We start from the raw sequence: 26123 nt of genomic DNA on the forward strand, positions 1-26123 counted from the left end.
CTGCGTCGGAACGATATTCCTGCGCCTCGTTCCGCCTGAACACCGACAGCAACACCGACCACGCCGCCAATCCGGCATACCCGCAATGACCAGCAAAGCCACGGAAGAGACCGCACGATGACCCTGCGCGCACGCCCTCTCAAGATCAGCTACGCCTATCAACAGGTCGCCGAAGAGATCGAAAGCCAGATCCTCGACGGCACCCTCAAGACAGGAGAGCGCCTGCCCGGCGAGGTGGAACTGGCCGAACTCTTCGGGGTCACCCGCTCGACCGTGCGCGAGGGCCTGCGGCAGCTTGAACGCGACGGGCTGGTGTTCCGCCCGACCCCCCGCACGCTCGAGGTGACACTGCCCCAGATCGACAAACTGGCCTCGCGCGCCGGGCGCGCCATGACCCTCATGAACGTCAGCTTCCGCGAACTCTGGCAGGTCGCGCGCCAGACCGAACCGCTGGCCGCCACCCTCGCCGTCGAATGCGGCACCGACGAAGAGATCGCCGAACTCGACGCGCTGCACCAGCAACTGGTCCAGGCCCGCAAGAACATCGGCGAGACCATCGAACTCGACACCAAATACCACACGATGATCGCCGACATGGGCAAGAACCGCGTTCTCAGCCTCGCCCGCGAACCCATCGCCCTGCTGCTCTACAACGGCTTTCATCAGGTCGCGCCACGCGTGCCGCAGTGCTTCGACCGCCAGATCGAGGCGCACGGCCGCGTGGTCGAGGCGATCAAGGCCCGCGACGCCGAGACCGCGCGCGACTGGGCCCTGCGCCACATCGAAGATTTCTGGCGCGGAGTGAACCTCGCCGGGCTGGCCGACCAGACCCCCATGATCAACGCCAGCAAGGTCTTCTGATGACGATCGCACCCGACTTCGATCCGGACAGGCTGACCAAGGCCCTTGGCGGACCGGTGACGCTTGCGCCGGTGGCAAGCGGCCAGTCGAACCCCACGTGGTTCGTCACCTGCGGCGGGCGCGAGATGGTGCTGCGCAAGAAACCCGGCGGCGAGACCGCGGCCAGCGCTCATGCCATCGACCGCGAATACCGCGTGCTGTCCGCTCTCGCGTCAAGCGGCCTACCGATCCCCGCGATGGTGATGATGGAGGAAGACCCCGCCGTGATCGGGACCCCCTTCTACCTCATGGAACGCCTCCACGGCGACGTGACCGAGGACAGCGCCCTGCCCGGGGTCGCCCCGGAAGACCGGCGCGCGATCTACCGCGACGCAGCCGCCGTCCTCGCCCGGCTGCACCGGGTCGACTGGGCCGCCGTCGGCCTGTCCGACTACGGCCGCCCCGGCGGCTACTACGAACGGCAGGCCCGCCGCTGGTCGCGCCAGTGGGAGGCGACCCGCACCCGCCCCGATCCGCTGGTCGATGAACTGGCCGCATGGTTCGCGGACAACCTCCCGCCCGAAAGCCCGACGACCATCGTTCACGGCGACTACCGCATCGGCAACCTGATGCTCGGGCTCGCCCCCGCACGCATCGCGGGCGTGCTCGACTGGGAGCTGTCGACGCTGGGCGATCCGCTCTCCGACCTCGCACACTGGCTGATGTTCCACGCCTTCCGCCCCGACCAGATGGGCGGGCTCGCCGGGCTCGACCTTGCCGCGCTGGGGCTGCCCTCCGATGCCGAACTGCTCGACCACTACCGGGCCGCCGGTGGATGCGCGGCCGAGCTGCGCCCCTTTCACCGCGCCTTCGCCCTCTTCCGCATGTCGGTGATCCTCGAAGGCATCACCGCCCGCGCCCTCTCCGGTCAGGCCGCACATCACGACGCCATGGCCATCGGCGCGCTGGCCCCCGAATTCGCCCGACTGGCCGCACAGGTGCTGGCCTCCGACAAGACCCTCACTCCCGCAAGGACCTCCTGATGGATTTCGATTACTCCCCGCTCACCCTCCAGATGCTCGACCGCCTGCGCAGCTTCATGGCCGACGAGGTCATGCCGGCCAACCGCCGCTTTCACGAGCTGGCCGCCGAGGGGATCTACCCGCTGGAGGTCATCGAGCCGCTCAAGGCCAAGGCGTTCCAGGCCGGTCTGTGGAACCTCTTCACCCCCGAGCTGGAAGAGGACGAACCCGGCACCCGCCTGACCAACCTCGAATACGCGCCGCTGGCCGAGATGATGGGCCGCGTGCCCTGGAGCCCCGAGGTGTTCAACTGCAACGCGCCCGACACCGGCAACATGGAAATCCTCAAGCGCTTCGGCACCCCCGAACAGAAGAAGCGCTGGCTGGAACCGATGCTGCGGGGCGAGGTCCGCTCGATCGTCGGCCTGACCGAACCCGACGCCGCCTCGTCCGACCTGACCAACCTCGCCACCACCATCCGGCGCGAGGGCGATGAATACGTGATCAACGGGCGCAAGTGGTTCTCGACCGGGGCCAAGCACCCGAACGCCCAACTCGCCATCGTCTTCGGTGTCTCCGATGACGCGCCCGATGCCGACCCCCACCGCAAGCACTCCTTCATCCTCGTGCCGATGGACAGCCCCGGTTTCGAAATCGTCCGCGACGTCCCCATCATGCATCACCACGCGCCCGAGGGTCACTGCGAGATCGTGCTGCGCGATGTCCGCGTCCCGGCCACTGCCATGCTCGGCGAGGAAGGCGACGGCTTCATGCTGGCGCAGGCCCGCCTCGGGCCCGGCCGCATCCACCATTGCATGCGCACCATCGGCCAGTGCGAACTGGCGCTTGAACTGATGTGCGAACGCGCCCTCGAACGGCGGACCTTCGGCAAGGCCCTGGCCGACAACGCCAACATCCAGGACTGGATCGCGCAGTCGCGGATCGAAATCGACGCCGCGCGCCTGCTGATGCTTCAGACCGCGTGGAAGATGGACAAGGGCGGCGCCAAGGCGGCCCGCATCGACGTCTCGGCGATCAAGGTGATGGCCGCCCGTTTGCAGACCACCGTGGTCGACCGCGCCATGCAGGTCTTCGGCGCTGCGGGCATCACGCCCGACACACCGCTCAGCTACCTCTGGACCTGGGGCCGCGCCATGCGCTTCCTCGACGGCCCCGACGAGGTGCATCTGAAGGTCATCGCGCGCGACGAACTCAAGCGCGCCAAGGCCGAGATGGGCCGCAACCTTGCCCACTTCGTTCCGCCGCACACGGCAGGGGGAAAACGCCATGCCGGGTGACAGCTACCAGACCATCGCCACCGATCTCGACGGCGGGATCCTGACCATCACGATGAACCGGCCAGAGCGGCTGAACACCTTTTCCGCCCTCATGGCGCGCGAGCTGATCGCCGCCTTCGACGTGGCCGACAGCGATGACGCCGTGCGTGCCGTCATCGTCACCGGCGCGGGCCGCGCCTTCTGCGCCGGGGTCGACCTCGACGATGAGGATGCCTTCACCTCCGCCAAGGTCGATCCCGCCTCGACCGACCCAGCGGTCTGGTCCGACCCGGCGAACCGCGACATCGGCGGGCTGCTGACGCTCCGCATCTTCCGCTGCCTCAAGCCGGTGATCGCCGCAGTCAACGGTCCGGCCGTCGGCGTCGGCGCCACGATGCAGCTGGCGATGGATTTCCGCCTCGCCTCCGACAAGGCCCGCTTCGGCTTTGTCTTCGCCCGCCGCGGCATCGTGCCCGAGGCCTGCTCGTCATGGTTCCTGCCCCGCATCGTCGGCATCTCGCAGGCACTGGAATGGACCATGTCGGGCCGCGTCTTCGACGCCGACGAGGCTCACGCCGCCCGGCTGGTGCGCTCGACCCACGCCCCCGACGACCTGCTGCCCGCCGCCCGTGCGCTGGCCGAGCAGGTCTCGGCCCCCACCGCCCCGGTCTCGGTCGCGATCACGCGCCAGATGATGTGGCGGATGCTGGGCGCAGACCACCCGATGGCCGCCCACCAGATCGAGAGCCGGGCCATCGCCGCCCGCAGCGCCTCGGGAGATGCCGCCGAGGGCGTCGCGAGCTTCCTTGAAAAGCGCGACGCCCAGTTCCCCGACCGGGTTGGCAGCGACATGCCGGGCTTCTTCCCGTGGTGGGAGGAACCGCAATGGGCCTGACCCCGAACAGCGCAGAGGAGAGAAGAGCGTGACCCAGACCCTGCTTATCGAACGTACCGGGCCTGTCTCGGTCATCCGCTTCAACGACCCGGCCACCATGAACGCGCTCACCGGCGACATGGCGGCGGGCCTGCGCCGGCACCTCAAGGAAGAAGCCCGGACTGCCCGCGCCATCGTCCTTGCCGGCAGCGAGCGCGCCTTCTCGACCGGCGCGAACCTCGGCGGGTCGATCCCCGACACGCTCGAAGGTTTCGACGTCGGGGCAACGCTCGAAGAGGAATACAACCCGCTGATGGAAACCATCCGCGACCTGCCGGTGCCTGTCGTCTCGGCGGTGCGCGGGGCGGCGGCCGGTGTCGGCGCTTCCATCGCGCTGGCGGCAGACATCATCTGCGCGGGCCGCTCGGCCTACTTCCTCGAAGCCTTCGCGCGCATCGGCCTCGTGCCCGACGGCGGCGCTACCTGGCTGCTGACACGTGCCGTGGGCCGGGTCCGCGCGATGGAGATGATGCTGCTGGCCGAGAAGATCCCGGCGCAGCAGGCTCTGGACTGGGGCCTGATCACCCGCGTCATCGACGATGCCGAGGTCGAAGCCAGCGCGATGGAAATCGCGCAGAAGCTCGCCGCCGGACCGTCGCGCGCGCTCGGCCTCATCCGCAAGGCCTGCTGGAGCGCCGCCGACGAGGACTTCCTCGCTGCCCTGCGCACCGAGCGCAAGCTTCAGCGCGAGGCCGGCGAACACCCCGATTTCGCCGAGGGGGTCGCCGCCTTCCGCGCCAAGCGCCCGCCCGATTTTTCCGGTCGCGGCTGACCCAAAAACCCGGTTGCCCGGCCGTTCACGAAAGGAGACCCACCCGACTTTCATCAATTTCCTGAACCCGGTCGGCCGGCGATGCCCGGCCAATGGAGGAGCTGCCCGAGGGCAGGAGACCGGGTTCGATTTTCATAGCGACAGCTAGACCCAACTGGAGGAGAACACAGAATGCATTACACCAGACGCGCCCTGATGGCCGGCGGAGCGATGATCGCCCTGGCCACTTCTGCCCACGCGGCGGACCAACTCAGCTATGCCGGCGGCTGGCCGCCGAACTCGGGGCCCACGGGCGCCCTCGAGAACTACGCCAAATCGGTCGAGGAAAACTCGGGCGGCAACCTGACCATGAAGGTCTACCCGCTCAGCCTGCTCAGCTTTGCCGAAAGCAACGCGGGCCTCAAGGACGGGCTGGCCGACCTCTCGACCATCCTGACGCCCTACTTCTCGGCTGAGTTCCCGACGCTCAACATGATCTCGGAATTCTCGACCCTGATGGAACTCGACGGCCTGTCTGGCGAGCGCAGCTCGCTGGCCTTTGCCGGGGCGGTGTCGGAATACGTGCTGCTGAACTGCCCCTCCTGCAAGGAAGAGGTCGCGGCCCAGAACCAGGTCTACATGGGGGCGGGATCGACCACCTCCTACGCGCTGCAATGCGTCGTCCCGGTGACCTCGCCTGCCGAACTCAAGGGCAAGCGCATCCGCGCCGGTGGCGCCTACTGGGCCCGCTGGGCCGAGGCGATGGGCGCCGTGCCGGTCTCGATCTCGATCAACGAGACCTTCGAGGCCCTGAGCCAGGGGGTGCTGGACTGCACCGCCTCCAACCCCGCCGAACTGGTGAACTTCTCGTTCATCGACGTGGTCAAGCACGTCTATACCGGTCTGCCGGGCGGCCAGTTCACCGTTCCGACCATGATGAACCTCGACCGCTGGCAGGGCCTAGGCGACGAGGACAAGGCGGCGCTGATGAAGTCCAACGCCCGCCTCGCGGCCGAAATGACCTGGGTCTACCTCGAAGAAGCCAACAAGGGCATGAACGACTCGCGCGCCAAGGGCATCGAGGTCGCAGCGGCATCCGACGAGCTGAACACGATGAACCAGAAGTTCATCGAGGAAGACCTCGCGGCGATCGTCGACAGCTACCGCGAAAAGTTCGGCGTCGAGAACGGCGAGGACGCCATCGCCGGGATGCGCGAACTTGCCGCCCGCTGGACCAAGCTGATCGACGGCGTCGAGAACGTTGACCAGCTCGCCGATCTCTACTGGAATGAAATCTATTCCAAGATCGACATCGCGACCTACGGGATGTGATCCGACAAGGTGGCGCGCGGTGACATCCGCGCGCCACGCCTTCCAGTCCAGACAGGCGTTTGAAACATGAAACTCATCGGCAGGGCCCTGGCGGGTCTGGTCAGCATGGCGTCCTTCATCAGCACGATCAGCATCGTGCTGATGATGCTGCACGTCACGGCGGACGTCACATGCAGGTATCTCCTGAACCAGCCATTGCCGGGCACGCTGACCATCGTCGCCCACTACTACATGATCATCGTGACCTTCGTCGCCCTCGCGGTCGCCGAGAAGCAGGAGGCGCATATCACCGTCGAGATCGTCGCCGACATGTTGCCCCCCTTCGCGCAGCGGCTACTTGGCTGGCTGTCCTTCGTCCTCACCTCGGCGGTCTTCACGCTGCTGGCCTGGCGCGGCTTCGAGATCGCCATGGGCAAGACCAAGATCCGCGCCTCCATCGAACAGGGCTCGGACATGATCCCGGTCTGGCAGAGCTACTGGGCCATCCCCATCGGCGCCGGGCTTATCGCGCTGGTCGCGCTCTACAAGCTGGTGACCGAAGTCTTCGGGGTGAAAAGCGCCCTGACCCATCCCCTCGACGACCTGGAGATGCTTCATGAGTGATGTGGCCATCGGCCTGACCGGCCTCGGCGCGCTCTTCGTGCTGATCGCCATGCGGATCCAGATCGGCGTCGCGCTGATCGCGGTCTCCTTCGTGGGCCTCTGGATCCTCAAGAACTGGAACGTCGCCTGGGGCTCGCTCGGGGTCATCCCCTACCAGTTCGCCGCGAACTGGGTGCTCAGTTCGATTCCGATGTTCCTGTTCCTCGGGTTCATCAGCTTTCACACCAACCTCACCGCCGGCCTGTTCCGCGCCGCGCGGGCGTGGATGTCGGTGCTGCCGGGCGGCCTCGCCATCGCCGCGATTTTCGGCTCGGCGGGGTTCGCCGCCGTCTCGGGGTCGTCGCTGGCCTGTTCGGCCGCGATGGGGCGCATCGCCGTCCCCGAGATGATGAAGCACAAGTATCACCCCGAACTCGCGACCGGCACGGTCGCCGTCGCGGGCACCATCGGGGCGATGATCCCGCCCTCGATCATCCTCATCCTCTACGGCGTCATCGCGCAGGTCTCGGTCGCCCAGCTCTTCCTTGGCGGCATCGCCGCGGGGGTCCTGACGGCAATCGGCTACGTGGCCGTGGTGCTGATCCGGGTGCGGCTCAACCCCGAGCTCGCGCCGATGCGCGACGAGCCGGTGACGATGGCCGAACGCTTCTACGCGCTCAAGGACACCTGGCCGATCCTGATGGTCATGCTCGGCATCTTCGGCGGTCTCTTCAGCGGCATCTTCACCCCGACCGAGGCCGGGGCCGTCGGCGCCTTCCTCGCCTGCATCGTGGCCACCCTGCGGGGCGAGATGACCCTCTCGCGCTTCATGCAGGCCGCGCGCGAAACGATGACCACCACCGCCTCGCTCATCATCATCGCCGTCGGGGCCAGCCTGCTCACCCGCTTCCTCGTGCTCTCGGGCGCGGGCGACTACCTGTCCGAAGCGATCATCGCCATCGGGGCCAACCCGGTCCTGCTGCTCGCAGGCATCATCCTCGTCTATCTCGTGCTCGGCATGTTCCTCGAACCCATCGGCTCGATGCTGCTCACCTTGCCCATCATCCTTCCGGTGGTGGACCAGACGGGTTGGAGCCTGCTGTGGTTCGGCGTGGTGCTGACCAAGCTGCTCGAGATCGGGATGATCACGCCGCCCATCGGCATGAACGTCTTTGTCATCAAGGGCGTTGTCGGGGACCTCGTAAAGACCAGCGCGATCTTCCGTGGCGTCATGTGGTTCATCCTGATGGACCTGCTGGTGCTGCTCCTATTGTCGGCGGCCCCGCAACTGATACTGTTTCTGCCGACCCACTTTGGCTGAGGTTCGCCGGGATCGGAGGAGATCCCGGGATGGAGGATAACATGAACATGCAGACCAACGACAATGTCACCACGGGCATACGCCGCGCACGCGGCCAGCAGCTCGGTGACCTGCTGCGCCGCAGTGCGTCGCGGACCCCGAACAAGCTCGCCCTCGCCTTCCGTGATCATCGCGATACCTTCCGCGATCTCGACGAGGCGGTGAACCGGACCGCGAACGCACTGGCCGCGGCGGGCATCACCAAGGGCGAGCGTGTCGCGCTCCTCTCGCGCAACAGCCGCGCCTTCGTGATCCTGCGCTTTGCCATCGCCCGGATCGGCGCCGTCACCACCCCGGTCAACTTCATGCTGAACGCCGAGGACGTGGCCTATATCCTCGACCATTCCGGCGCCTGCGCCCTGATCTGCGAGGACTCGCTCTGCCCCACCGCCGAGGCAGCCCTCGATCTGGTCAAGTCCCGCCCGCGTCTGCTCTACGCCATCGACCATTCCGGCGCGGCGGTCTCCGCGCTCTGGTCCCCGGTCGAGGCCCTGTTCGACCATCCCGACGCCTCGGAACCCTGGGTCGACATGAGCCCCGACGACCCGATCCAGATGATGTATACCAGCGGCACCGAGTCCCGCCCCAAGGGCGCGCTGCTGACCTCGGGCGCGCTCTATGCCCAGTACGTCACGGTGATCTCCGACGGCGAAATGCGCCCGGACGCCATCGAACTGCACTGCCTGCCGCTGTTCCACTGCGCTCAGCTCGACTGCTTCCTCACCATCGACCTCTACCTCGGCGCCACCAGCATCCTGCATGACGGCGCCAACCCGGCTGCCATGCTGGAAACCATCGAGCGCGAAAAGGTGACCAAGCTGTTCTGCCCGCCGACGGTCTGGATCGCGCTGCTGCGCCACCCCGATTTCGACAAGCGCGACCTGACCAGCCTGCGGCAGGGCTATTACGGCGCTTCGATCATGCCGACTGCGGTGATCGAGGAACTGTCGCGCCGCCTGCCCGACATGCGCCTCTACAACTTCTATGGCCAGACCGAGATGGCCCCCTGCGCCACCATCCTGCGCCCCGAGGAACAGCTGACCAAGCTCGGCTCTGCCGGGCGGCCCGGCCTCAACGTCGAGACCCGCGTGGTGGATGATGAGGGCAACGACGTGGCGGTGGGCGAAGTCGGCGAGATCGTGCACCGCAGCCCGCACCTGATCCTCGGCTATTACAACGACCCCGAGAAGACCGCCGAAGCCTTCAAGGGCGGCTGGTTCCACAGCGGCGACCTCGGACGGTTCGACGACGAGGGCTATCTCTATGTCGTCGACCGCAAGAAGGACATGATCAAGAGCGGCGGCGAGAACGTGGCGAGCCGCGAGGTCGAGGAAGCGATCTTCCGGCACCCCAAGATCGCCGAGGTCTCGGTCTTCGGCATCCCCCATCCCAAGTGGATCGAGGCGGTCACCGCCGTCGTGGTGCCCAAGGAGGGTGAGGATCTGACGGTGGAAGAGATCGAGGCCTACTGCCGCGAGACCCTCAGCCACTTCAAGTCGCCCAAGCATGTGGCGATCCGCGCAGCCCTGCCCAAGAACGCCAGCGGCAAGATCCTCAAGCGTGAGCTGCGCATCGAGTTCGCCTCGGTCTTCGGCAGCTGATCCATCCATGCCGGGCGCCTTCGGGCGTCCGGCAAAAACACCACATTCGCAGGGCGTTCCCACTGCCGGCCCGGCGACAGGCCTTCGGCCTTGTGCTAGTCTGGTTCAAACGCCGGGGCAGAAGCGACACCAGTTTGCGCGGCGCTTTCACTTCAAAATGGACTAGCAAACCGCCGCCCTGTGAAGGGTCAGGTAACGTCCGATAATCCCAGCTCCCATCACTCCCGGCATATCGCGAAAAGCCCGGCCCGCGAGGTGACCCCCAGCTTGGCATAGGCCCGCTTGCGGTAGGTCACCACGGTCGAAGCCGCGATGTCGAGGTCCGCCGCGATCGCCTCGGCCTTCCTCCCCGACAGGATGCCCTCGCAAACCGCCCGCTCACGCTCGCTCAGCACGGCAAGGGCCGGCGGGCCCGATGTCTCCCCCGACCGTTCGAAATGCACCAGCACCAGCCGCCCCAGCAGGCGCGCCACATCCTCGGCCGGGGCCCCGGCGCCCGGATTCGCCTGATACAGGCTCACAAAAAGCCGCAACCGCTCGCCCGCCGCCAAGAGCGTCGTCTTGGCCCTCAGCCCCACCTCGTCGAAAAAGATCCGCCGGTAGTCCGGACTCATTCCTTCGGCGATCTGATCCAGGTGCCGCACGGTTACCGCCCCGGGGACCAAGGACCGCAGTTCCGGCAGCAGCGGGTCCTGCAGGAACCAGCCGTCGAGGTAGCTCGCCGCCAGCGTCCCGGCCAGCGCGCCCTTGCTGAAATGGCGGGACAGCAGGCAGCGCGCCCGCGTCTCCTCGATGGCAAAGACCATGATCTGCTCGACCGCCAGCGTCTCGACGAAATCCGCAAACGCCGGGGCAAACCCGTCCGACCCGATCCGGGCAAGACACAGCTCGACATGTTCCGCGAAGGTCGTCATGCCTTCCCCTAGCATGTCCCCCCCGAAAGAGGACAGACCCCACCCGGCGTCGCGGCTAGAACCACGCCCGAGACCAGGAGGACGCGCAGATGAGACCTGCAGGACGTGGCGAGACCGACTCGCTCTATTTCGACTACCCCCACTTCCCGCCGCCCTCGGCGCGCGAGGGGCTCTCGGCCCCCTGCCCCGTCGCCATCGTCGGGACCGGTCCTGTCGGCATGACCGCGGCCCTCGCGCTCGCCCGCGAGGGGGTGGCCTCGGTTCTGCTCGACGCGAAATCCACCTTCAACGACGGCAGCCGCGCCATCTGCGTCTCGCGCTCCAGCTTCCGTATCCTCGAACGCATCGGCGCGCTGGGGCCCTTCCTCGACAAGGCCCTGCCATGGACCACCGGGCGCAGCTTCTATCGCGGCCAGCAGATCCTCGAGTTCGACATGCCGGACGGGCCGGGAGAGAAGTTCCGCCCGATGTACAACATCCAGCAGCAGTTCATCGAACAGTACCTCTGGGATGCAGTCACGCGCGAACCGCTGATCGACGCCCGCTGGCAGAGCCGCGTCACCGGTGCCACCGACACGCCCTCCGGCGTCACGCTTCAGGTGAGCGATCCGAAGGGGAGCTATGATCTGCCTGCCGCCTGGGTCCTTGCTGCCGACGGCGCCCGCAGCACCCTCCGGGGCCTGCGCGGGCTGCGCCTTAGGGGCGAGAACTACGAAGGCCGCTACGTCATCGCCGATGTCCGGATGCGTCACGACTACCCCACCATCCGCCGCGCGCTCTTCGACCCCGACTGCCGCCGCGGCGGCACGGTCCTCGTCCACCGCCAGCCCGACGACATCTGGCGGATCGACTACCAGCTCCGCGATGGCGAGGACGAGTCGGAAGCGATCCGCGAAGACACCGTGCGGGCCTCGGTCGCCGCCGTCCTTGGTGAGATCGGGCACAGCGGCGACTGGGAACTGGAGTGGTGGAGCATCTACTCCGCCAACACGCTCGCCCTCGACGACTACCGCGACGGCCGCATCTTCTTCATCGGCGACAGCGCCCACATCGTCCCGATCTTCGGTGTGCGCGGGCTGAACAACGGGCTGGCCGACGCCGACAACATCGGCTGGAAACTCGGCTGGGTCCTGCGGGGAGATGCACCCGAGACCCTGCTCGACAGCTACACCCCCGAACGGCGCGGCGCGACCCTCGATGTCTTTGCAAACGCGTCGAAATCCGCCCGCTTCATGACCCCGCCGAGCCCTGGCTGGCAGCTGATGCGCGACGCGGCTTTGAACCTGGCCCTGACCCATCCCTTCGCGGGCGAACTCGCCAACCCGCGCCAGATGGCTGCCTATACCTACGCCGACAGCCCGGCGATCCAGCCCGACAGCCCCGGGTTCGAGGGCGGCCCGGTTCCCGGTGCCTTCCTGCCCGAGGCCCGGGTGGGCGACGGCTTCCTCTCCGACCTCGCCGGCCCCGGGTTCACCCTGCTGCTGTTCGACGAGACCGCCACCGAGGCCTATGCCGACCTCGGCCTGACCGTCGCAACGGTCCCCGCCGCGTCCGAGGCCGCGCGCCTTCTCGCCGCCGACCGCTCCAGCGCCTACCTCCTGCGCCCCGACACCCATATCGCCGCGCGCTGGCGCCACCCCACCCCGGCGCTCGTCCGCGATGCACTGCGCCTTGCCCTCACCGGAGAGCCCGCATGACCCCGACCGACGTGGAAACCGTCTACGAAGCCCTCGCCCGCCAGATCGACGCCACCCCACCGAACCGGCGCGAGTTGTTCCTCGCCAAACTGGCCCTGCTGCTGGCCCACGAACTGGGCGACGCGACGCGCGTCACACACCTCGTCGCCGAGGCCGCCCAATCCCTCGACGCCTGACGCGGCGCGATTGCGCGCCGCCATTGCCTCGGGTTAGGGTCTGTTCTGATGCAGGACCGATCCCGCCCCGTACCCCCTTCCCCGAAGGTGCTCTCCGACAACACGCGGCGGGCCTACAGTGCCGATTGGACCGGGTTCACCCGCTGGTGCCGCCTGAATGGCGCCACCCCCCTGCCCCCCTCGCCCGAGGCGATCAGTCTCTACCTTGGCCATTTGGCCGGATCGCAGGGCGACGGTCGGCCGCTCTCACTGGCCAGCATCGAACGGCGGCTTTCCGGTCTGGTCTGGAACTACGCACAGCGCGGCTTTGTCCTCGACAGGCAGGCACCGCTCATTGCCGCTGAACTGACCACGATCCGCGAACGCATGACCCGGCCACCCGCGCGCAAGGATACCATCGGCACGGAAGAGATGCGCGCGATGGCCGCCACCCTCCCGCACGACCTGCGCGGCCTGCGCGACCGCGCGATCCTGCTGATAGGACATGCCGCAGCCCTACGCCGGAGCGAGATCGTCAGTCTTGACCTCGACGGACCAGACAGGATCACCCCGGCCGGGGCACAGCTTCGCCTCGGTGACCGCCCCCTCGAAATCCCCCGCGCCACGTCCGAACGCAGCTGTCCCGTAGCCGCCCTCGAAAGCTGGCTGCGGTTCGCCGGGATCACCTCCGGGCCGATCTTCGTCCGCATCTCGCGCGACGGAAAACGCGCCCTCGCCGCGCGGCTGAGCGACAAGCACGTCGCGCGACTGGTCAAGCGAACGGCGCTGGAAGCCGGTTTACGCCCCGACCTGCCGGAACGCGAGAGAACTAGACTCTACGCAGGGGAATCTCTGCGCGGCGGCCCATCGCTTCAGGACTGAACCGCCTCGTCGAACAGCCCCGGTTCCATCTCTTCCCAGAAGGCATCGATGCGGCGGGCGTTCAGCGGCGACATCCACCCGTGCTTCTCGAAATCCTGCCGCGACGCCTCGTCCGGCAATTGCCCCAGGAACATGCGCTTGTCGGCGTCCCGCTGCGTCGGCGTGCGGCGCTTGACCATGTCGAGGACCCGCTTCAGCCGCTCGGTGTTCGCGCTCGGTGCCGCGGGCGCCGCCTCGGCACTCTCTTCGGTGAAATCGCCCTCCAGGGCGGCACTCAGATACCCGACCTTGCTGCGCACGTTCTTGCGGGTTTCGACATAGTCGAGCTTGGCCGCCACCTGGGTCTCGCCATGCACCGAGAGCCACTGCCGCGCCAGCCGGTCGCTGACCCCATGCTCGCGCAGCCGCGAATAGACCGCGCCGTGCCGCATCCCCTCGCCGTCGTCGATGTCGAGGATCGCCAGCTGCGGGTTCTCCTTGATCCGAAACCGGATCTCGGTGACCACCCTGCCCTGCTTGCGGGTTTCGGGCGTCACGATGATGTTGCTGGTCTTGTTGACCTCGGCCACCGCCGGTTTGATGACCTTCGCGTTCAGGTGCTTGAAAGTCTCGTAATAACTCGACCCGTCCAGCCCCATCAGCCGCCGGAACAGGTCCAGCGGCCACCACCCGGTCGATCCGGTCCGGACGAAACGATAGCAGTTTTCGTAGAGCGCCAGCGCATGGCCCGAGGTGAACCGCCGCTGGATATTCAGGTTGATCAACGCAAAGACCTTGGGGTCGTGCAGCTTCTCCGCCAGCGCGGGCGAATAGGCATACTCGCAAATCCCGCCCTTCAGCTTGGCATAGCTCAGCAGCGAGGACACCCCCCATTCCTGCTGGCCCTTCTCGTCCAGCATATCCCACTCGGCAACAGTCTCTGCGAGGCCCTTTAGAGACTGTTTGAGCGTTTCCATATCGTTGGAATTGTAACCGATCATCAGGCACAGCGTGCGCGCGTCGATCTGGTGTTTCTGCCGACTGACCAGGGTGTCGTAGGCGTTCAGCAACAGGACGTTTGACAGTTTTCGCTGTAATAGAGTCAGCTTGCCCGAAACGTGGATTGCTGCCACGTGTTTCTTGACCGCCCCCCGACGCAATGCGCCCGGAAGCTGATCGCGTGGAATCTCGTCCATCGCCCTGCCCTTCTTATCATTATCCACAGTATGAAGGATCAGGTACCTCATGGCAACAACGGATAGGGTTCCTTCCCGGCTACCAGATGCGATCCCGTAAACAGGTACCCTTTGTCTGATGCGCCTGCCGGGTACGGGCCTTTGGGTACCCTTTTACAGGATCGGTCAGCGGTCAGGCAGGCGCGATAGCCCTTAAAACAGGCTCTAAACGGCCAAACCTGCAGCCGGAGCCCCTTCCCCCCGCGAATCGGCACCTCGGGTCCCGGGAATGGGTCCTGTTCGTCCTGTATCCGGGTCCCTCGAGACCTGTATCCGGGTACCCGTGCGCCACTAAGACATTGATGATACGTATTAATCTGAACGCAAAGATCTTAAAGTACTCAAAGATCCTACAAGCTTGTAGCTGTCTTTCTTGATCCGAAATCCGGATTTTGCGTGTGTTTTCCACCTTCGCGATTCACTTGCCGCATCTCATGTGCGATAGTTTTGGGAAAACAACCAAATCACTAGAACATCACAGAGGCTTCGAGATGTCCGCAGGCAAAGACCCCCTTCCCCCGTATTTCAACATCGACCCGGAGGCGGCGGCGCGGCGTCTCTCCGAACCTATCGATACTGCGCGATTCGCTAAAGCCGCCGCCTTCGCGGCCCGGGGTCGCGAGGACCTCGCCAAACGCGGCTATGCGCCCGACGGCCGCAAGCGGCTGCGCCGCTTCTCGACGTGGGAAGTCTGTCGCTACCTGATCCCCGTCGCGACGGGCCACTTCCGCCGCGTGCTGCGGAACAATCCCGATCTGCCGCAGGGCACCGGCGAGGGCAACTCCAAGTGGTTCACCCTCGATGAGGTGCTGCGCCTGCGCGATCACTTCGCGACGGAGGGCGCGGCCCGACGCGAGTACCGTCCTTGGCGGCCGGAGGGTCTGCCGGCCAAGACCATCGCCGTGGCGAACTTCAAAGGCGGCGTCGGCAAGACCTCGACCGCCGCGCATCTCGCCATGTCGGCGGCGCTCGACGGCTACAAGGTGCTGGTCATCGACCTCGACTCGCAGGGCTCCATGACGTCGATCATGGGGGGCCAGGTGCCGGACGAATGGTCCACCGCCTTCCCGCTTCTGGCCAAGGACTATGCCCTCGCCCTGCAGGACGAGAACAAGGTGCGCGATGCGGCGGGTCAGACGCCCCTGCCCTTCGACGAGACCCTGACCGAGGCGCTGCGCACCTCGGCGCGCGACATCATCCAGCCGACGCACTGGCCCAACATCGACCTGCTCGGCGCCCAGCTCAATCTCTACTGGGCCGAGTTTCAGGTTCCGGTCTGGCGCATGGGCCTGCGCAGCTGGCCGTTGTGGGATGCGCTGTCGAACGCGCTGGTCAACGAACGCATCGTTGACGATTACGACATCATCCTGATCGATACTCCCCCGGCGCTTGGCTACCTGACCATCAACGCTCTGGCGGCAGCGGATATCCTGCTGGTGCCGCTCGGTGCGTCCTTCCTCGAGTTCGATTCCACGGGGCGGTTCTTCGACATGCTCTACTCCACCTTCGCCAGTGTCGAAGAAGGCGAGAACGCGGCGCGTCGGCGGGATGGCTTGCCCGAGATGCGGTTCGAATGGGACGCGGTGCGCGCGCTGGTCACCCGGTTCGACGCGGCGCAGCAGACCGACCTCGCCAACGTGATCCAAGCGTATTTCGGCGACTTCATGACGACTTACCGGCAGGAGGTGACGGCGATGGTCGGTCAGGCCGGCGAACAGGTGAACGGCATCTACGAGGCGGACTACCGCGAGTTCAACCGCGACACCTACGTGCGCGGGCGCGAGACCTTCGACCGCACCTGGGCCGAGGTCAAGGAACTGGTCCTCGGCACCTGGTGGCGCGACCAGCAGATGGAGCAGGCGGAACGGCAGGCCGGAGACGGCGTCGATGTGAAGGAGCAGGCGGATGGTTAAGCGCAGACGACTGGAAGCGCCGAGCACGGCAGATCTCGACCGCATCGAGGAGGAGTTTCGCAGCGAAACCTCCGACCGTCCGAACCTCTCGCGCGGGGTCGCACCCATCGCGCAGGTTGCCGCAGACACGGCCGCGCTGACCCAGGCCGAGAGCTCGGAGGTGCGCGCGGCCCGTGCCAAGACCGAGGCCGACGCGCAGCGCTTGCATCAGGCCGAGGCAGCGGGGTTGCTGATCTCCGAACTCCCGATCGACGAGATCGAGGAAGGCGCTATGATCCGCGACCGGATGGTCCTGCTGGAGTCCGACATGCTCGAACTTCGACTCTCGATCGCTGCGAACGGGCTGCGCCTGCCCATCGAGGTCTTCGAACTCGAGACGCCCAGCCACGGCAAACGCTACGGTCTGCTCTCTGGCTACCGGCGGCTGCTGGCATTCCGCGGTTTGCTCGAACTGACCGAGGCGGCCAAGTACCAGCGCATCCGCGCCATCGTCCGGCCCCGGTCCGAGGCCGATGCAGCCTTTGCCGCGATGGTCGAGGAGAACGAGGTCCGCGCCGAACTCAGCCATTTTGAGCGGGGCCGCATCGCGGTGATCGCCGCACAGCAGGGGGCCTTTGCCAATACCGAGGAAGCGGTGAACCGGCTCTATGCGACCGGCTCCAAGGCCAAGCGGTCCAAGGTGCGGTCCTTTGCGCTGATCTTCGAGGAACTGGGCGACATGCTGGAGTTTCCCGAAGACCTGACCGAGAAGCGCGGGCTGCGGGTCTCTGCCGCGCTGCGGCTCGGGGCCGAGGCGCAATTGCGCGAGGCGCTGTCGGGGCGTCCGGCCAAGGACTCGGACGAGGAATGGGCCGCTCTCGAGCCAATCATCGTCGGCTTTGAATCCGGCCCGCGAGACGCCTCGCGCGGGGGGCGCCCCAAGAGCAAGCCCAAGGAACTGGGCTGGACCAATGCCAAGACGCTTCAACTTTCCAGCGGCATCACCATCCGCTGGGCGCAGGACAGCAGGGGCCACATCCTACGGTTCGAGGGCAGGGGCATCGACAGCGAGATCATGAAGAGCCTGATGACCGAGATTCGCAACCTTCTCGAAAAGCCCTGACTTCTGGGAGGAGGTTTCGCCGCGAAACCTCCTCCACGCGCCCGGTGCAACGCACGGGCACCCTCCAATCCAGACCCTCCTGCTTCCCCATAACCCGCTGACAAAGGGCGGGCCAGTTGCGGTTGAAAATACCGCTTCTACGAATATCCTTTGGTAATCGTCATTATTACGATATTTTGCAAATATGACGAGCGAACTCGCTGAACCCTCAGATCTTCCCCAGAACCCCGAAAAGCCCCATTCGGGGCCCGAACAGACACGGGACGAAGAGCTGTGGTTCATACCCGGCCCTGTGGAGAATGAACCCGACTACCTGCCTCCGGGGCCCAAGTCCGACCCGAGCGAGACCGCCGTGGTCGAGGACTGGCGGCAGGCCGAGGCCGGGCAGGCTGCGCTGCTGGCGCGGGTCGCGGCGCGGCTCGGAGCACTGGACGACCGGCTGGGGCGCGGCCCCGAGGGATGGCGGCATCGTCTCGCCCTGATCGAGGCTGCGGAACTGAGCTGGGTGGCGGGAGACAGGATCGGGCCGGACCGGCTGGCGCTGTGGATTGCCCTGCGACTGGCAGGGGCGCAGGAGGATGTCGAGGCTCTGTCCCGCGTGGGCTGGGCGGTGCGCCGGCTCACGGGCGGCCCCGGACCAGAGAGCAGTCTCGGCGATTTCCTCGGGCGACAGGACCCCGCGACCGATACGCCGGGGGAGGACCTGTTCTCGGATCGGGCTGCAAGCTGGCTCTACCTGATGAACGCAGGGCGCACGCTGCATCCGATCAGCCGCGCCTGCATGGGCTTCCATTTGTGGAACATCGCCGGATTGGGCCAGCACGGCGACACGCTCGAAGCCGCGGTAACCGCGGTACGCATCGCTGCGAGCGACGGGGCAGGGGCGCTCTTTGCGCCCCTTGCGATGGGAGGAGCCTGGGCGCTGCGGGCCGATGGCACGCCTTCCGAGCGCCTGTCCCGCTGGCTGAGCGGTATGGAGAGCGCCACGCTCAGGGCGATGCGGCACCTCGACGATATCGAGGCCTGGTCGATACGGGCCGAGGCCACCATGACGGTGCTCTCGGGCCGCACGCCACCAGCTTTGCGCAAGGTGCTGGCGGATTGGCCACTGGTCTCGGCCCCGATGGCCGAGGCGCTGACGGGGGCCAGCCGGGCCGCCGTTCAGCGCAACCTCGGGTGGATGGAGAACCGTGGCCTTCTGTACGAGGTGACGGGGCAGGGACGGTTCAAGATGTGGCGGGCGCAGCTATAGGGTTTACCCCCTAGAGGCCGAGCCTCACCCGGGTCACGGCCGCGAAGGCGAACCCGGCAAGGGCAAAGGACAGGCCGAGCGGCAGACCCCTTGGCCGCGCGACAAAGGCCCATTGCGCTGCCTGTGCCGGCGCGCGACTGCGGAGCAGCGTGACGCTGGCAATCGCCAGCAGGATCGACCCGGACAGGCAGAGGGAGAACAGGGCCAGTTGCGCGGGCGGCACGAAGAGCAGCAGCGCGGGCAGGAACTTGACATCACCTCCGCCGAAGAGGCCGAGCGCGAAGGCAACGATGCCGATCGCAAGCACGGTCCCGGCGACGAGCAGACGCGGGGCGAGTTCGGGCAGGGAGAGCGTCGGCAACAGCAGCAGGAACAGAGCCAGCGCCGCCAGCGTCAGCCGGTCAGGGATCCGCATGTAGCGGAGGTCGAAATAGGCGACGACGGCCAGCAGCGGCAGGAGCAGGGCGGTCACGGCTTGGCCTCAGCCAACGCTGCGTTGTTCGCCCGCGAGGGGCGATACAGAGAGCAGCGCGTAGAGCAGTTGCGGCAGCCCGGAGGTGTTGGTCTTGGCATAGATGTTCCGCAGATGGGTGCGCAGCGTGGCCTCGCCGATCTCCAGCTCGGTCTGCACTTCACTCAGCGACAGGCCGCGGTTCAGATGCAGGCAGACGCGGTACTCGGCCCGGCTCAGCCCGGCAGGATTATGAAAACTGATGATCGGCTCATGGTGGCGCTTGGTGACCTTCTGCGCGCTTGGATTGCGCGGCAACGAGGCGCTGAAGACGCCGGCGTTCCGGTTCTTCCAGGTCTGCGCCAGGCTTTCCGTCAGCATGTTCAGAGCTGCCTGCTGGTGTCCGTCCACCGGCTTCGCCGAGTGCAGTTCGAGAAAGTACAGTTCCTTGCTGTCCGCCGAGAGCGGCACGACGATCAGTTCGCGCAACCGGTGGCGGCTCTGAAAGCTGCGTAGCTCGTCGCTCAGGATATCGCTCAGCGTGCGCGAACTCCAGACGCTGCCGACGCGCGCCTTTGTTGCGTATTCGCGCAACAGTCCGTGGGCGAAGGAGACCTCGACCGACCCGTCGATTTCCTTGGGGCGGGTGTTGGCGACGACGACATTGGCGATGCCGTCGGGGCTGTGCGAGGTGCGGGAAATCAGGGCGACGTCCGCTCCGACACTGATGGCGATCTGTCTCAGGGCCTTGCGCAGCGGGGCGCGTCCGTTCAGGGCGTCACACCAGAGGACGATGGTTTCAATCATGCCCAACTGGGCGGAGTGATCATTACGTTCAACTAACAATACTAGCTACCTTCAAGCTGGCCCGCCCCGAAATTCGGCAGGTCGTTGCACTCAAACTTGCTGGGTTTAATATTCGTTAACGCCGGGTGAACTTGTCAAACGCGCGCCATGATTCCGACATATTCCGCGCCAACTATGTGAAATCTATCGTTCAGTCTTTTCGTCAGGGCTCCCATTGTTTCCGGATCGGACCATAAACGAATCTCCTCGCTACTGACCGAACAACTCGGTGTAGCGGATCAGGGTGGGTCCGACGGCGAGGATGATCAGCACCGGCAGCATCAGCAGACCCAGCACGGCAGACATCTTGACCGGCAGCTTGTTGGCCATCTCCTGCGCCTTGTTCTCGCGCATGGCCCGCAGTTCGTCGGCGTAGCTGGTCAGCGCATCGGAAATGCTGCTGCCAAAGCGGAGCGACTGCTGCACCACGGTCGAGAAGGACCGCACCATCTCGACCCCGCAGCGATCGGCCATGTCGTGCATCGCCTCGTCACGCGGACGCCCGGCGGCGATCTGGCGCTGGACGGTCAGGAACTCGTAAGCGACCTCGGGCGAGACCTCGGCCAATTCGTTGGCGACGCGGGTCATGGCCGCGTCGAACCCGAGCCCAGACTCGACCGCGATGCGCATCAGGTCGAGCGCATTGGGAAAGGCGTATTCGATCTTCTGGCGGCGTTCCGCGACCCGGTCATTCAGGACCTTCATGGGGCTGAAGTAGCCGAGGCCGATGAGGAGGGTCAGGATGATGTAGCTGTGGAGGATGCTCAGACCCTGGAGGCGCGAGCTGATCACATAGGGCAGTTCGATGCCCGAGGTCCGGCTTGCCACGACGAAGCACAGGAAGGTGAGGGGCAGCAAGACGCCGAACACAATCCTTAACATGGTAAATATGTAGAGCGCGGAGGGAGAGGTGAACCCGGCCTGCTGCAGCTTCAGCTGGAGCTCGCTGCGACCCTTGCGGTCGGTGGGCACAAAGGCCTTCAGCAGCCCGTTCACGTCATCCGACTGGCGGATCAGCAGGGCCTTGTCCTGACGCGCCTTCCGTTTGACGTCAGAACTCGCGGCGATGCGCTGCGCGGCGTAGTCGGGCCGGCTGACGAGCATCACCAGTCCGATGAAGAGGATCGTCGCACCGCCAAGTACCCCGGCAATCGCAAGGAAGTCTGTCGGGATTCCGGTCCGAGCGGCGAACTGGTCAAACCATGTCTGCAACATCATTCTGTCCTCACACCTTGAAGTTGACGAGCTTGCGCAGGATCACCGCGTTCAGGACGGTGAAACCAATGACGATCCCGGCCATCGGCATGAACCACGGGTGATCCATGACGCCGCCGTAGTAGTCCGGCGAAACGCCCATCGTGAAAATGAACATGATCACCGGAAGCGCGGAGAGGAACCACGCGGTCAGGCGGCCCTCGGCCGAGATCGAGTGAACCTTGCGGCGCAGCGCGATCCGGGCGCGGATGACCCGCGACAGGATGTCGATAACCTCGGCGAGGTCGCCGCCGGTGCCATGCTGGATGCCGATGCTGGCGGCGAGGTAACTCACGTCTTCGATCTCGACCCGCTCGGCGAACTCGTTGAAGGCGTCGGTGAGTTCGTCACCATAGCTGACCTGGTCGAAGATGATGCCGAACTCGGTCGCCAGCGGATCCTCCATCTCGTCAGCGACCGCCTGGACCGAGGTGTTCAGCGGATGCCCGACGCGCAGGCCCCGTGCCAGCAGGTCCAGTGCATCGGGCAACTGCTGCACCATCGCGGCCTTGCGGCTGGCCACCCGGGCGTTCAGCACGGCGAAGGGCAGGAGCATCGCGACGACGAAGGCCAATGCCGCGAGGGCCGGAATGCCCGTCAGGATGAAGGCGACCAGTGCGGCGACGAAACCCGCACCGATGCAGGCGGTGATGAAGGCGACCGGCGACAGCGAGACCGCCGCGAAGTGGAGCCGGGCCGGGAGCTTGGACAGCAGGGGCAGATTGTCAGCCAGCCCGCTGCGGACCGGGGGCTTGAGGATCGAGAGGATGTCTTCGGTCGACTTGCCGCTGGCGATCAGGCGAAGCCGGCGGTTGCGGGCTTCCCTGGTGCTCTCCCTCGGGTTCAGCAGGACCGAAACGCCGGTGACCAGCGCCAGAAGCCCAAGGAAGATGCCGACGTAGAAGAACGACAGTATTTCCTGTTCTGTGAACATGTCGGTCATGGCTCAAACCTTTTCCGGATCGCGGGACAGGGTGCCGAGGGTGACGCCCGCGAGGGCGAGTTCCTCGGCGCAGCGCGGGCGCAGGCCGGTCGGGACGAAGTTGCCGAGGATGCGGCCGTCGTCCGCGACGCCGGTGCGGCGGAAGACAAAGATGTCCTGCATGGTGATCACCTCGCCCTCCATCCCGGTGAGTTCCGACACGCTGAGGACGTGGCGGCGGCCATCGGAGAGGCGGGCGACCTGGATCACGAAATGGATGCCCGATGCGATCTGGGCGCGGATTGCGCTCAGCGGCATGTCGGCACCCATCATGCTGACCATCTGTTCAAGACGCCCGAGGGCATCGCGGGCGGAGTTGGCGTGCACCGTGGTCATCGAGCCGTCGTGACCGGTGTTCATCGCCTGCAGCATGTCGAAGGTCTCGGATCCGCGCACCTCGCCGACGATGATGCGGTCGGGCCGCATCCGCAGCGCGTTGCGCACGAGGTCGCGCTGTGCCACCGCACCATTGCCCTGCGGGTTTGCCGGGCGGGTTTCGAGCCGTACCACGTGGGGCTGCTGAAGCTGGAGTTCGGCGGCGTCCTCGATGGTGACGATGCGTTCCAGCGGGCTGATGCTGGCGGACATGGCGTTGAGCATCGTGGTCTTGCCCGACCCGGTGCCGCCCGAGATCAGGATGTTCATCCGCGCCTTCACCAGACCCTGCAGCAGCTGCGCGGCCTGCGGCGAAAGCGAGCCGGTCTCGACCAGCCGCTTCATCGTCAGCGGCGAGCGTGAGAACTTGCGGATCGACATCGAGGGGCCGTCGATGGCGCAGGGCCGGATGATGGCGTTCACGCGGCTGCCGTCTTCGAGACGGGCATCGACCCAGGGGTTGCTCTCGTCGATCCGGCGGCCAACGCGGTTGACGATCTTCTCGATGATCCGCAGCAGGTGCTTTTCATCGCGGAACCGCGCCCGGCTGAGTTCCAGCACGCCGCTGCGTTCGACATAGACCGTCTCGTGTCCGTTGACGAGGATGTCGTTGATCGTCGGGTCCGCAAGAAGCGGTTCGAGCGGGCCGAGGCCCAGAACCTCGTTCAGCAGCTCGTCGACGATCCGCTTGAAGTCTTCGGACCGCATCGGGCGGTTCTCGGCGGCGAGGAATTCGCCGATCAGGCCGGCGGCCTCGCGCCGCAGCTCGGTCAGTTCGACCTTTTCGATGACGGCGAGATTCAGTCGGGTGAGCAGCATGTCATGCAGGCGCGACTTGAGCTCGAGGTGTTCGAGAAGCTCGGGATCGGGCTGGACGAACTGGCTTTCCTCGGCCTCGGCCGGTTCCGGTGCGATCACCGCGGTTCCGTGCAGGTCGACGACCTTGGGGGCCGGGGCATGAACGGGGGTCTTGTTGAATTGCTTGAACATACCTCGGTTCCTCAACGCTTGTCTTTGTTGGCGGACTTGTTTTCGAACTCCGCGTGCATCGCGGCGGCGATGGCGGAGATCTTCTTGCGCAGGGCAGAGCCGCGCGCGGCCTCTTCGAGCGGCATGCCGCGGTCGATGGCGTTGCGGGCGGCCTTGGGATCGTGCGGCAGCCAGTGCGCCAGCGGGCGGCCCAGCAGCCTGGCAGCCTCCTTGTGGTTGGCGCCGGGCAGCATCGGCTTTGACTCGCCGCTCACCACGATCTCGACGGGCAGGGCGAGGTTGTCTTCCTCGTAGAGGTCGAGAAGGCGCCGGGCCTGGCGCACGCTTGGAACCGAGCTGTCGGTGACCAGCAGCAGCTTGTCGGTGTCGCTCAGCACGGCTGAAACCCAGCCGACGAGGGTGCGGGGAAGGTCGACCACAACGTAGTCGTAATGGGCGCGCAGCGCGGTCAGCAGGCTGGTGATCTGCTCGGGGCGGATCGCGTCCAGCGGGATCATCCGCGAGGGGGCGCTGAAGACCGAGAGGCCGGAGGGCAGGTCGATCAGGGACTGGGCGAGGAAGGTATCGTCGGGCAGGGTGCCGTCGCTGGCCATCGCGTAGAACCCGTCACGGGGATCGACGTCGAGGCCGCTTGCCACGGTCCCGAACTGCAGGTCGAGGTCGACGATGACCACCTTGTTGCGCGCCTTCCGGGTGCGGAAGCCGCGGCGGTCCAGCAGGCTGTTGGCGAGGTTCATCGCGAGCGTGGTGGCGCCCACGCCGCCGCGCGCCGGGGCGACGGTGATGATCTTGCCCTGCGCGGCGGGCTTTGCCGCCGGTGCCGCGGCGGCCGTGTTCTGGCCCGAGTGGCGGTAGATCTGGGCCACCAGCGCCTCGGTCCCGATGGTGTCGGGGAGAACCTCGTTCACGCCGGCCTCGTTCAGCATGCGCGCCTCGGCCAGCGAGGTGGAGGCGTCGGTCAGCGCGAGGATGATCGCCTCGGGCCCCAGCGAGCGCCGGATCGCGGCAACGGCCTGGGCATCGCGCTCGGTATTGCCCTGGGCGCGGAACAGCAGGACGCCGTGTTCGCGGGCGAGCGCCGTGGTGGCCGCATCCATCCTGCCGAGCGGGCTCTTGAATTCCTGCAGCGACAGGTCGGGATAGTCGCGCAGGTCGAACCCGAGTTGCGGAGCGCCCTCGGCCCCTGCGAAGTAGACGATATTGCTGTTATGCATGGTCATGGCACTGTCTCCGGAAACTCAGTTTCCACCCCCCTGCGCGAGATCCTCGCCGGGCATGGTGACGCTCATGGATGCGAGCGAGATGGTGGCGCCGACATCGGCGTCGGTGGGACCGCCTGCGAGTGCGACGAGCACGGCGAGCGGGGATAGGAACTGGAAGTCGACGTTCTGCAGCTCGACGGTCACGAGCGGGGAGTAGGGTCCGCCGAGGAAGCCGAGGTCGCTGTCGTAGGTATAGCTGAACCGCAGGTTGGCCTGCGTCGAGCCGTTGGGCAGGGTGCCCGAGACCAGCGCCCAGATCTCGGCGCTGGTGGCGTTCGAGGACGACCCCGCGCAGCTGATGACGCCGACGTTCGAGCAGATGTTGGCCCCGGCGTTGCAGCGGGTGCCAAAGCGCGGCGGCACTTCGTTCTGCGCGACCGGGCCGCGGGCGTTGAAGGCGGGGACTCCGGGGCAGGCGGGGGGGCGCACGGCCGCGACACGGGCGGCCACGTGCATCGCCCGGTTCGCCGCGACGTTGTGGAAGGCATAGCGGGCAAAGTCGATCACCGCGAAGAGCAGCAGCAGGAAGAACATCAGCGCGATGACGTACTCGACCAGGAACGCGCCGTCCTCGGACCGTGCGAACCGTGCGGCCTGAGTGCGCAGCTTATGAAGAACCCGCGCGATCATGTTCCGAAGATCCTGTGCTCGTCGGCGATCGAGGTGGTGATGGCAGACTGGGTGTGTCCCCCGAACGCCAGCAGGTCGGCGAAGGGGAAGGTGATGTTCAGCGTGGCCGACACGCGCACCACGGGGACCGTGTCGATGCGGTAGCTGCCGCTGACGCAGCGCAGGGTGGGGGTGACCGAGGCGATGGTGATCCCGGTCGGGAACAGCGCCTGCCCGTCGATGGTGTTGCGGACGATGTCCTCGACCGCGGCGGTGTAGCTGCCGATGGCGGCGGTTCCGTCGCAGATGTCGTTCGGCGCGATCCGTGCGACGTAGCGTGCGGCATCCCGGACGCCCGCGATGGCCGACTGGTACGACCAGAGCATCCGCCCGCCCTCGACGATGACGGCGAAGACCAGGCAGGTGATCGGCAGGACGATTGCCAGTTCCACCAGGGCGGCGCCGCTTTCGTCCCGCCCGAAGCGGCGGAGGCGTTGCGCGATATGGGAGAGAGGTGCCATCGCCA

The 26123-nt window shown here is 66.3% G+C and carries 25 protein-coding genes; 15 read left to right on the plus strand and 10 right to left on the minus strand.

The features are described 5' to 3' along the window. Positions 1 to 117: 117 nt before the first annotated feature. The 9 genes from DDT93_RS16115 to DDT93_RS16155 all read left to right on the plus strand — a co-directional run bounded on the left by DDT93_RS16115 (position 118) and on the right by DDT93_RS16155 (position 9699). Positions 118 to 861: a FadR/GntR family transcriptional regulator gene (locus tag DDT93_RS16115; RefSeq protein ID WP_109466898.1), complete on the plus strand. Its 744-nt coding sequence runs from the start codon at positions 118 to 120 to the stop codon at positions 859 to 861. After that, positions 861 to 1883, plus strand: a complete 1023-nt coding sequence (locus DDT93_RS16120; protein ID WP_109466899.1) for a phosphotransferase family protein — start codon at positions 861 to 863, stop codon at positions 1881 to 1883. The genes DDT93_RS16115 and DDT93_RS16120 overlap by 1 nt, the downstream gene beginning before the upstream one ends. Beyond that, positions 1883 to 3160: an acyl-CoA dehydrogenase family protein gene (locus tag DDT93_RS16125; RefSeq protein ID WP_109466900.1), complete on the plus strand. Its 1278-nt coding sequence runs from the start codon at positions 1883 to 1885 to the stop codon at positions 3158 to 3160. The genes DDT93_RS16120 and DDT93_RS16125 overlap by 1 nt, the downstream gene beginning before the upstream one ends. After that, complete coding sequence (locus DDT93_RS16130) at positions 3150 to 4034, plus strand: crotonase/enoyl-CoA hydratase family protein (RefSeq protein WP_109466901.1); 885 nt, start codon at positions 3150 to 3152, stop codon at positions 4032 to 4034. Before DDT93_RS16125 ends, DDT93_RS16130 begins: the two co-directional genes overlap by 11 nt. A 28-nt stretch (positions 4035 to 4062) precedes the next feature. Then, positions 4063 to 4845 (plus strand): enoyl-CoA hydratase-related protein, encoded by a 783-nt coding sequence (locus tag DDT93_RS16135; RefSeq protein ID WP_198654874.1) that lies wholly within the window; start codon positions 4063 to 4065, stop codon positions 4843 to 4845. 171 nt (positions 4846 to 5016) lie between these two features. Further along, positions 5017 to 6156, plus strand: a complete 1140-nt coding sequence (locus DDT93_RS16140; protein ID WP_109466902.1) for a C4-dicarboxylate TRAP transporter substrate-binding protein — start codon at positions 5017 to 5019, stop codon at positions 6154 to 6156. 66 nt (positions 6157 to 6222) lie between these two features. Next, entirely contained in the window at positions 6223 to 6759 is a 537-nt protein-coding gene (locus tag DDT93_RS16145; RefSeq protein WP_109466903.1) for a TRAP transporter small permease, read from the plus strand. Next, positions 6752 to 8059, plus strand: a complete 1308-nt coding sequence (locus DDT93_RS16150; protein ID WP_109466904.1) for a TRAP transporter large permease — start codon at positions 6752 to 6754, stop codon at positions 8057 to 8059. Before DDT93_RS16145 ends, DDT93_RS16150 begins: the two co-directional genes overlap by 8 nt. A 41-nt stretch (positions 8060 to 8100) precedes the next feature. Then, positions 8101 to 9699, plus strand: a complete 1599-nt coding sequence (locus tag DDT93_RS16155; RefSeq protein WP_232825478.1) for an acyl-CoA synthetase — start codon at positions 8101 to 8103, stop codon at positions 9697 to 9699. Between the two features lie 218 nt (positions 9700 to 9917). Here DDT93_RS16155 and DDT93_RS16160 read toward each other — a convergent pair whose 3' ends face one another. Beyond that, a complete protein-coding gene (locus tag DDT93_RS16160) occupies positions 9918 to 10613 on the minus strand; it encodes a helix-turn-helix transcriptional regulator (RefSeq protein WP_109466905.1) in 696 nt (231 codons plus the stop codon). An 89-nt stretch (positions 10614 to 10702) separates the two neighbouring features. Between DDT93_RS16160 and DDT93_RS16165 the strand changes: the two genes are divergently transcribed. Genes DDT93_RS16165 through DDT93_RS16175 form a run of 3 tightly spaced genes read left to right on the plus strand, consistent with a single transcriptional unit; the run spans position 10703 to position 13347 of the window. Next, on the plus strand, positions 10703 to 12310 hold the full coding sequence (locus DDT93_RS16165; RefSeq protein WP_109466906.1) for an FAD-dependent monooxygenase: 1608 nt from the start codon (positions 10703 to 10705) through the stop codon (positions 12308 to 12310). Continuing rightward, positions 12307 to 12486, plus strand: coding sequence for a DUF2783 domain-containing protein (locus DDT93_RS16170; protein WP_109466907.1), 180 nt, complete (start codon positions 12307 to 12309; stop codon positions 12484 to 12486). Before DDT93_RS16165 ends, DDT93_RS16170 begins: the two co-directional genes overlap by 4 nt. A gap of 48 nt (positions 12487 to 12534) precedes the next feature. Then, positions 12535 to 13347, plus strand: coding sequence for a site-specific integrase (locus DDT93_RS16175; protein ID WP_157960197.1), 813 nt, complete (start codon positions 12535 to 12537; stop codon positions 13345 to 13347). On the opposite strand, the gene DDT93_RS16180 is transcribed toward DDT93_RS16175, so the two are convergent. Then, positions 13338 to 14522 carry a replication initiation protein gene (locus DDT93_RS16180; protein WP_109466909.1) on the minus strand — a complete coding sequence of 395 codons (1185 nt, stop codon included), beginning with the start codon at positions 14520 to 14522 and terminating at the stop codon, positions 13338 to 13340. The genes DDT93_RS16175 and DDT93_RS16180 overlap by 10 nt on opposite strands. 530 nt (positions 14523 to 15052) lie before the next feature. Here DDT93_RS16180 and DDT93_RS16185 point away from each other — a divergent pair. From DDT93_RS16185 to DDT93_RS16195, 3 genes are all read left to right on the plus strand, one after another. After that, the gene (locus DDT93_RS16185) at positions 15053 to 16474 is read left to right on the plus strand and encodes an AAA family ATPase (protein WP_109466910.1); all 1422 of its coding nucleotides are present in this window, start codon (positions 15053 to 15055) and stop codon (positions 16472 to 16474) included. Further along, entirely contained in the window at positions 16467 to 17576 is a 1110-nt protein-coding gene (locus tag DDT93_RS16190; protein WP_109466911.1) for a ParB/RepB/Spo0J family partition protein, read from the plus strand. Before DDT93_RS16185 ends, DDT93_RS16190 begins: the two co-directional genes overlap by 8 nt. A 184-nt stretch (positions 17577 to 17760) precedes the next feature. Then, entirely contained in the window at positions 17761 to 18828 is a 1068-nt protein-coding gene (locus tag DDT93_RS16195; protein WP_109466912.1) for a hypothetical protein, read from the plus strand. 10 nt (positions 18829 to 18838) lie between these two features. On the opposite strand, the gene DDT93_RS16200 is transcribed toward DDT93_RS16195, so the two are convergent. From DDT93_RS16200 to DDT93_RS16235, 8 genes are all read right to left on the minus strand, one after another. Next, the gene (locus DDT93_RS16200) at positions 18839 to 19300 is read right to left on the minus strand and encodes a prepilin peptidase (RefSeq protein ID WP_109466913.1); all 462 of its coding nucleotides are present in this window, start codon (positions 19298 to 19300) and stop codon (positions 18839 to 18841) included. Positions 19301 to 19309: 9 nt separating this feature from the next. Beyond that, the gene (locus DDT93_RS16205) at positions 19310 to 20086 is read right to left on the minus strand and encodes a helix-turn-helix transcriptional regulator (RefSeq protein WP_109466914.1); all 777 of its coding nucleotides are present in this window, start codon (positions 20084 to 20086) and stop codon (positions 19310 to 19312) included. Between the two features lie 249 nt (positions 20087 to 20335). Next, positions 20336 to 21340, minus strand: a complete 1005-nt coding sequence (locus DDT93_RS16210) for a type II secretion system F family protein (protein WP_109466915.1) — start codon at positions 21338 to 21340, stop codon at positions 20336 to 20338. Positions 21341 to 21350: 10 nt separating this feature from the next. Then, on the minus strand, positions 21351 to 22322 hold the full coding sequence (locus tag DDT93_RS16215) for a type II secretion system F family protein (RefSeq protein ID WP_109466916.1): 972 nt from the start codon (positions 22320 to 22322) through the stop codon (positions 21351 to 21353). Between the two features lie 3 nt (positions 22323 to 22325). After that, entirely contained in the window at positions 22326 to 23726 is a 1401-nt protein-coding gene (locus DDT93_RS16220) for a CpaF family protein (RefSeq protein WP_109466917.1), read from the minus strand. A gap of 11 nt (positions 23727 to 23737) precedes the next feature. Then, positions 23738 to 24946, minus strand: coding sequence for an AAA family ATPase (locus tag DDT93_RS16225; protein WP_109466918.1), 1209 nt, complete (start codon positions 24944 to 24946; stop codon positions 23738 to 23740). Between the two features lie 18 nt (positions 24947 to 24964). Next, positions 24965 to 25618 carry a TadE/TadG family type IV pilus assembly protein gene (locus tag DDT93_RS16230; protein WP_109466919.1) on the minus strand — a complete coding sequence of 218 codons (654 nt, stop codon included), beginning with the start codon at positions 25616 to 25618 and terminating at the stop codon, positions 24965 to 24967. Beyond that, positions 25615 to 26118, minus strand: coding sequence for a TadE/TadG family type IV pilus assembly protein (locus DDT93_RS16235; protein WP_109467209.1), 504 nt, complete (start codon positions 26116 to 26118; stop codon positions 25615 to 25617). Before DDT93_RS16235 ends, DDT93_RS16230 begins: the two co-directional genes overlap by 4 nt. Positions 26119 to 26123: the final 5 nt, after the last annotated feature.

The sequence above is a fragment of the Albibacillus kandeliae genome (assembly GCF_003116585.1).
Taxonomy (GTDB): domain Bacteria; phylum Pseudomonadota; class Alphaproteobacteria; order Rhodobacterales; family Rhodobacteraceae; genus Albibacillus; species Albibacillus kandeliae.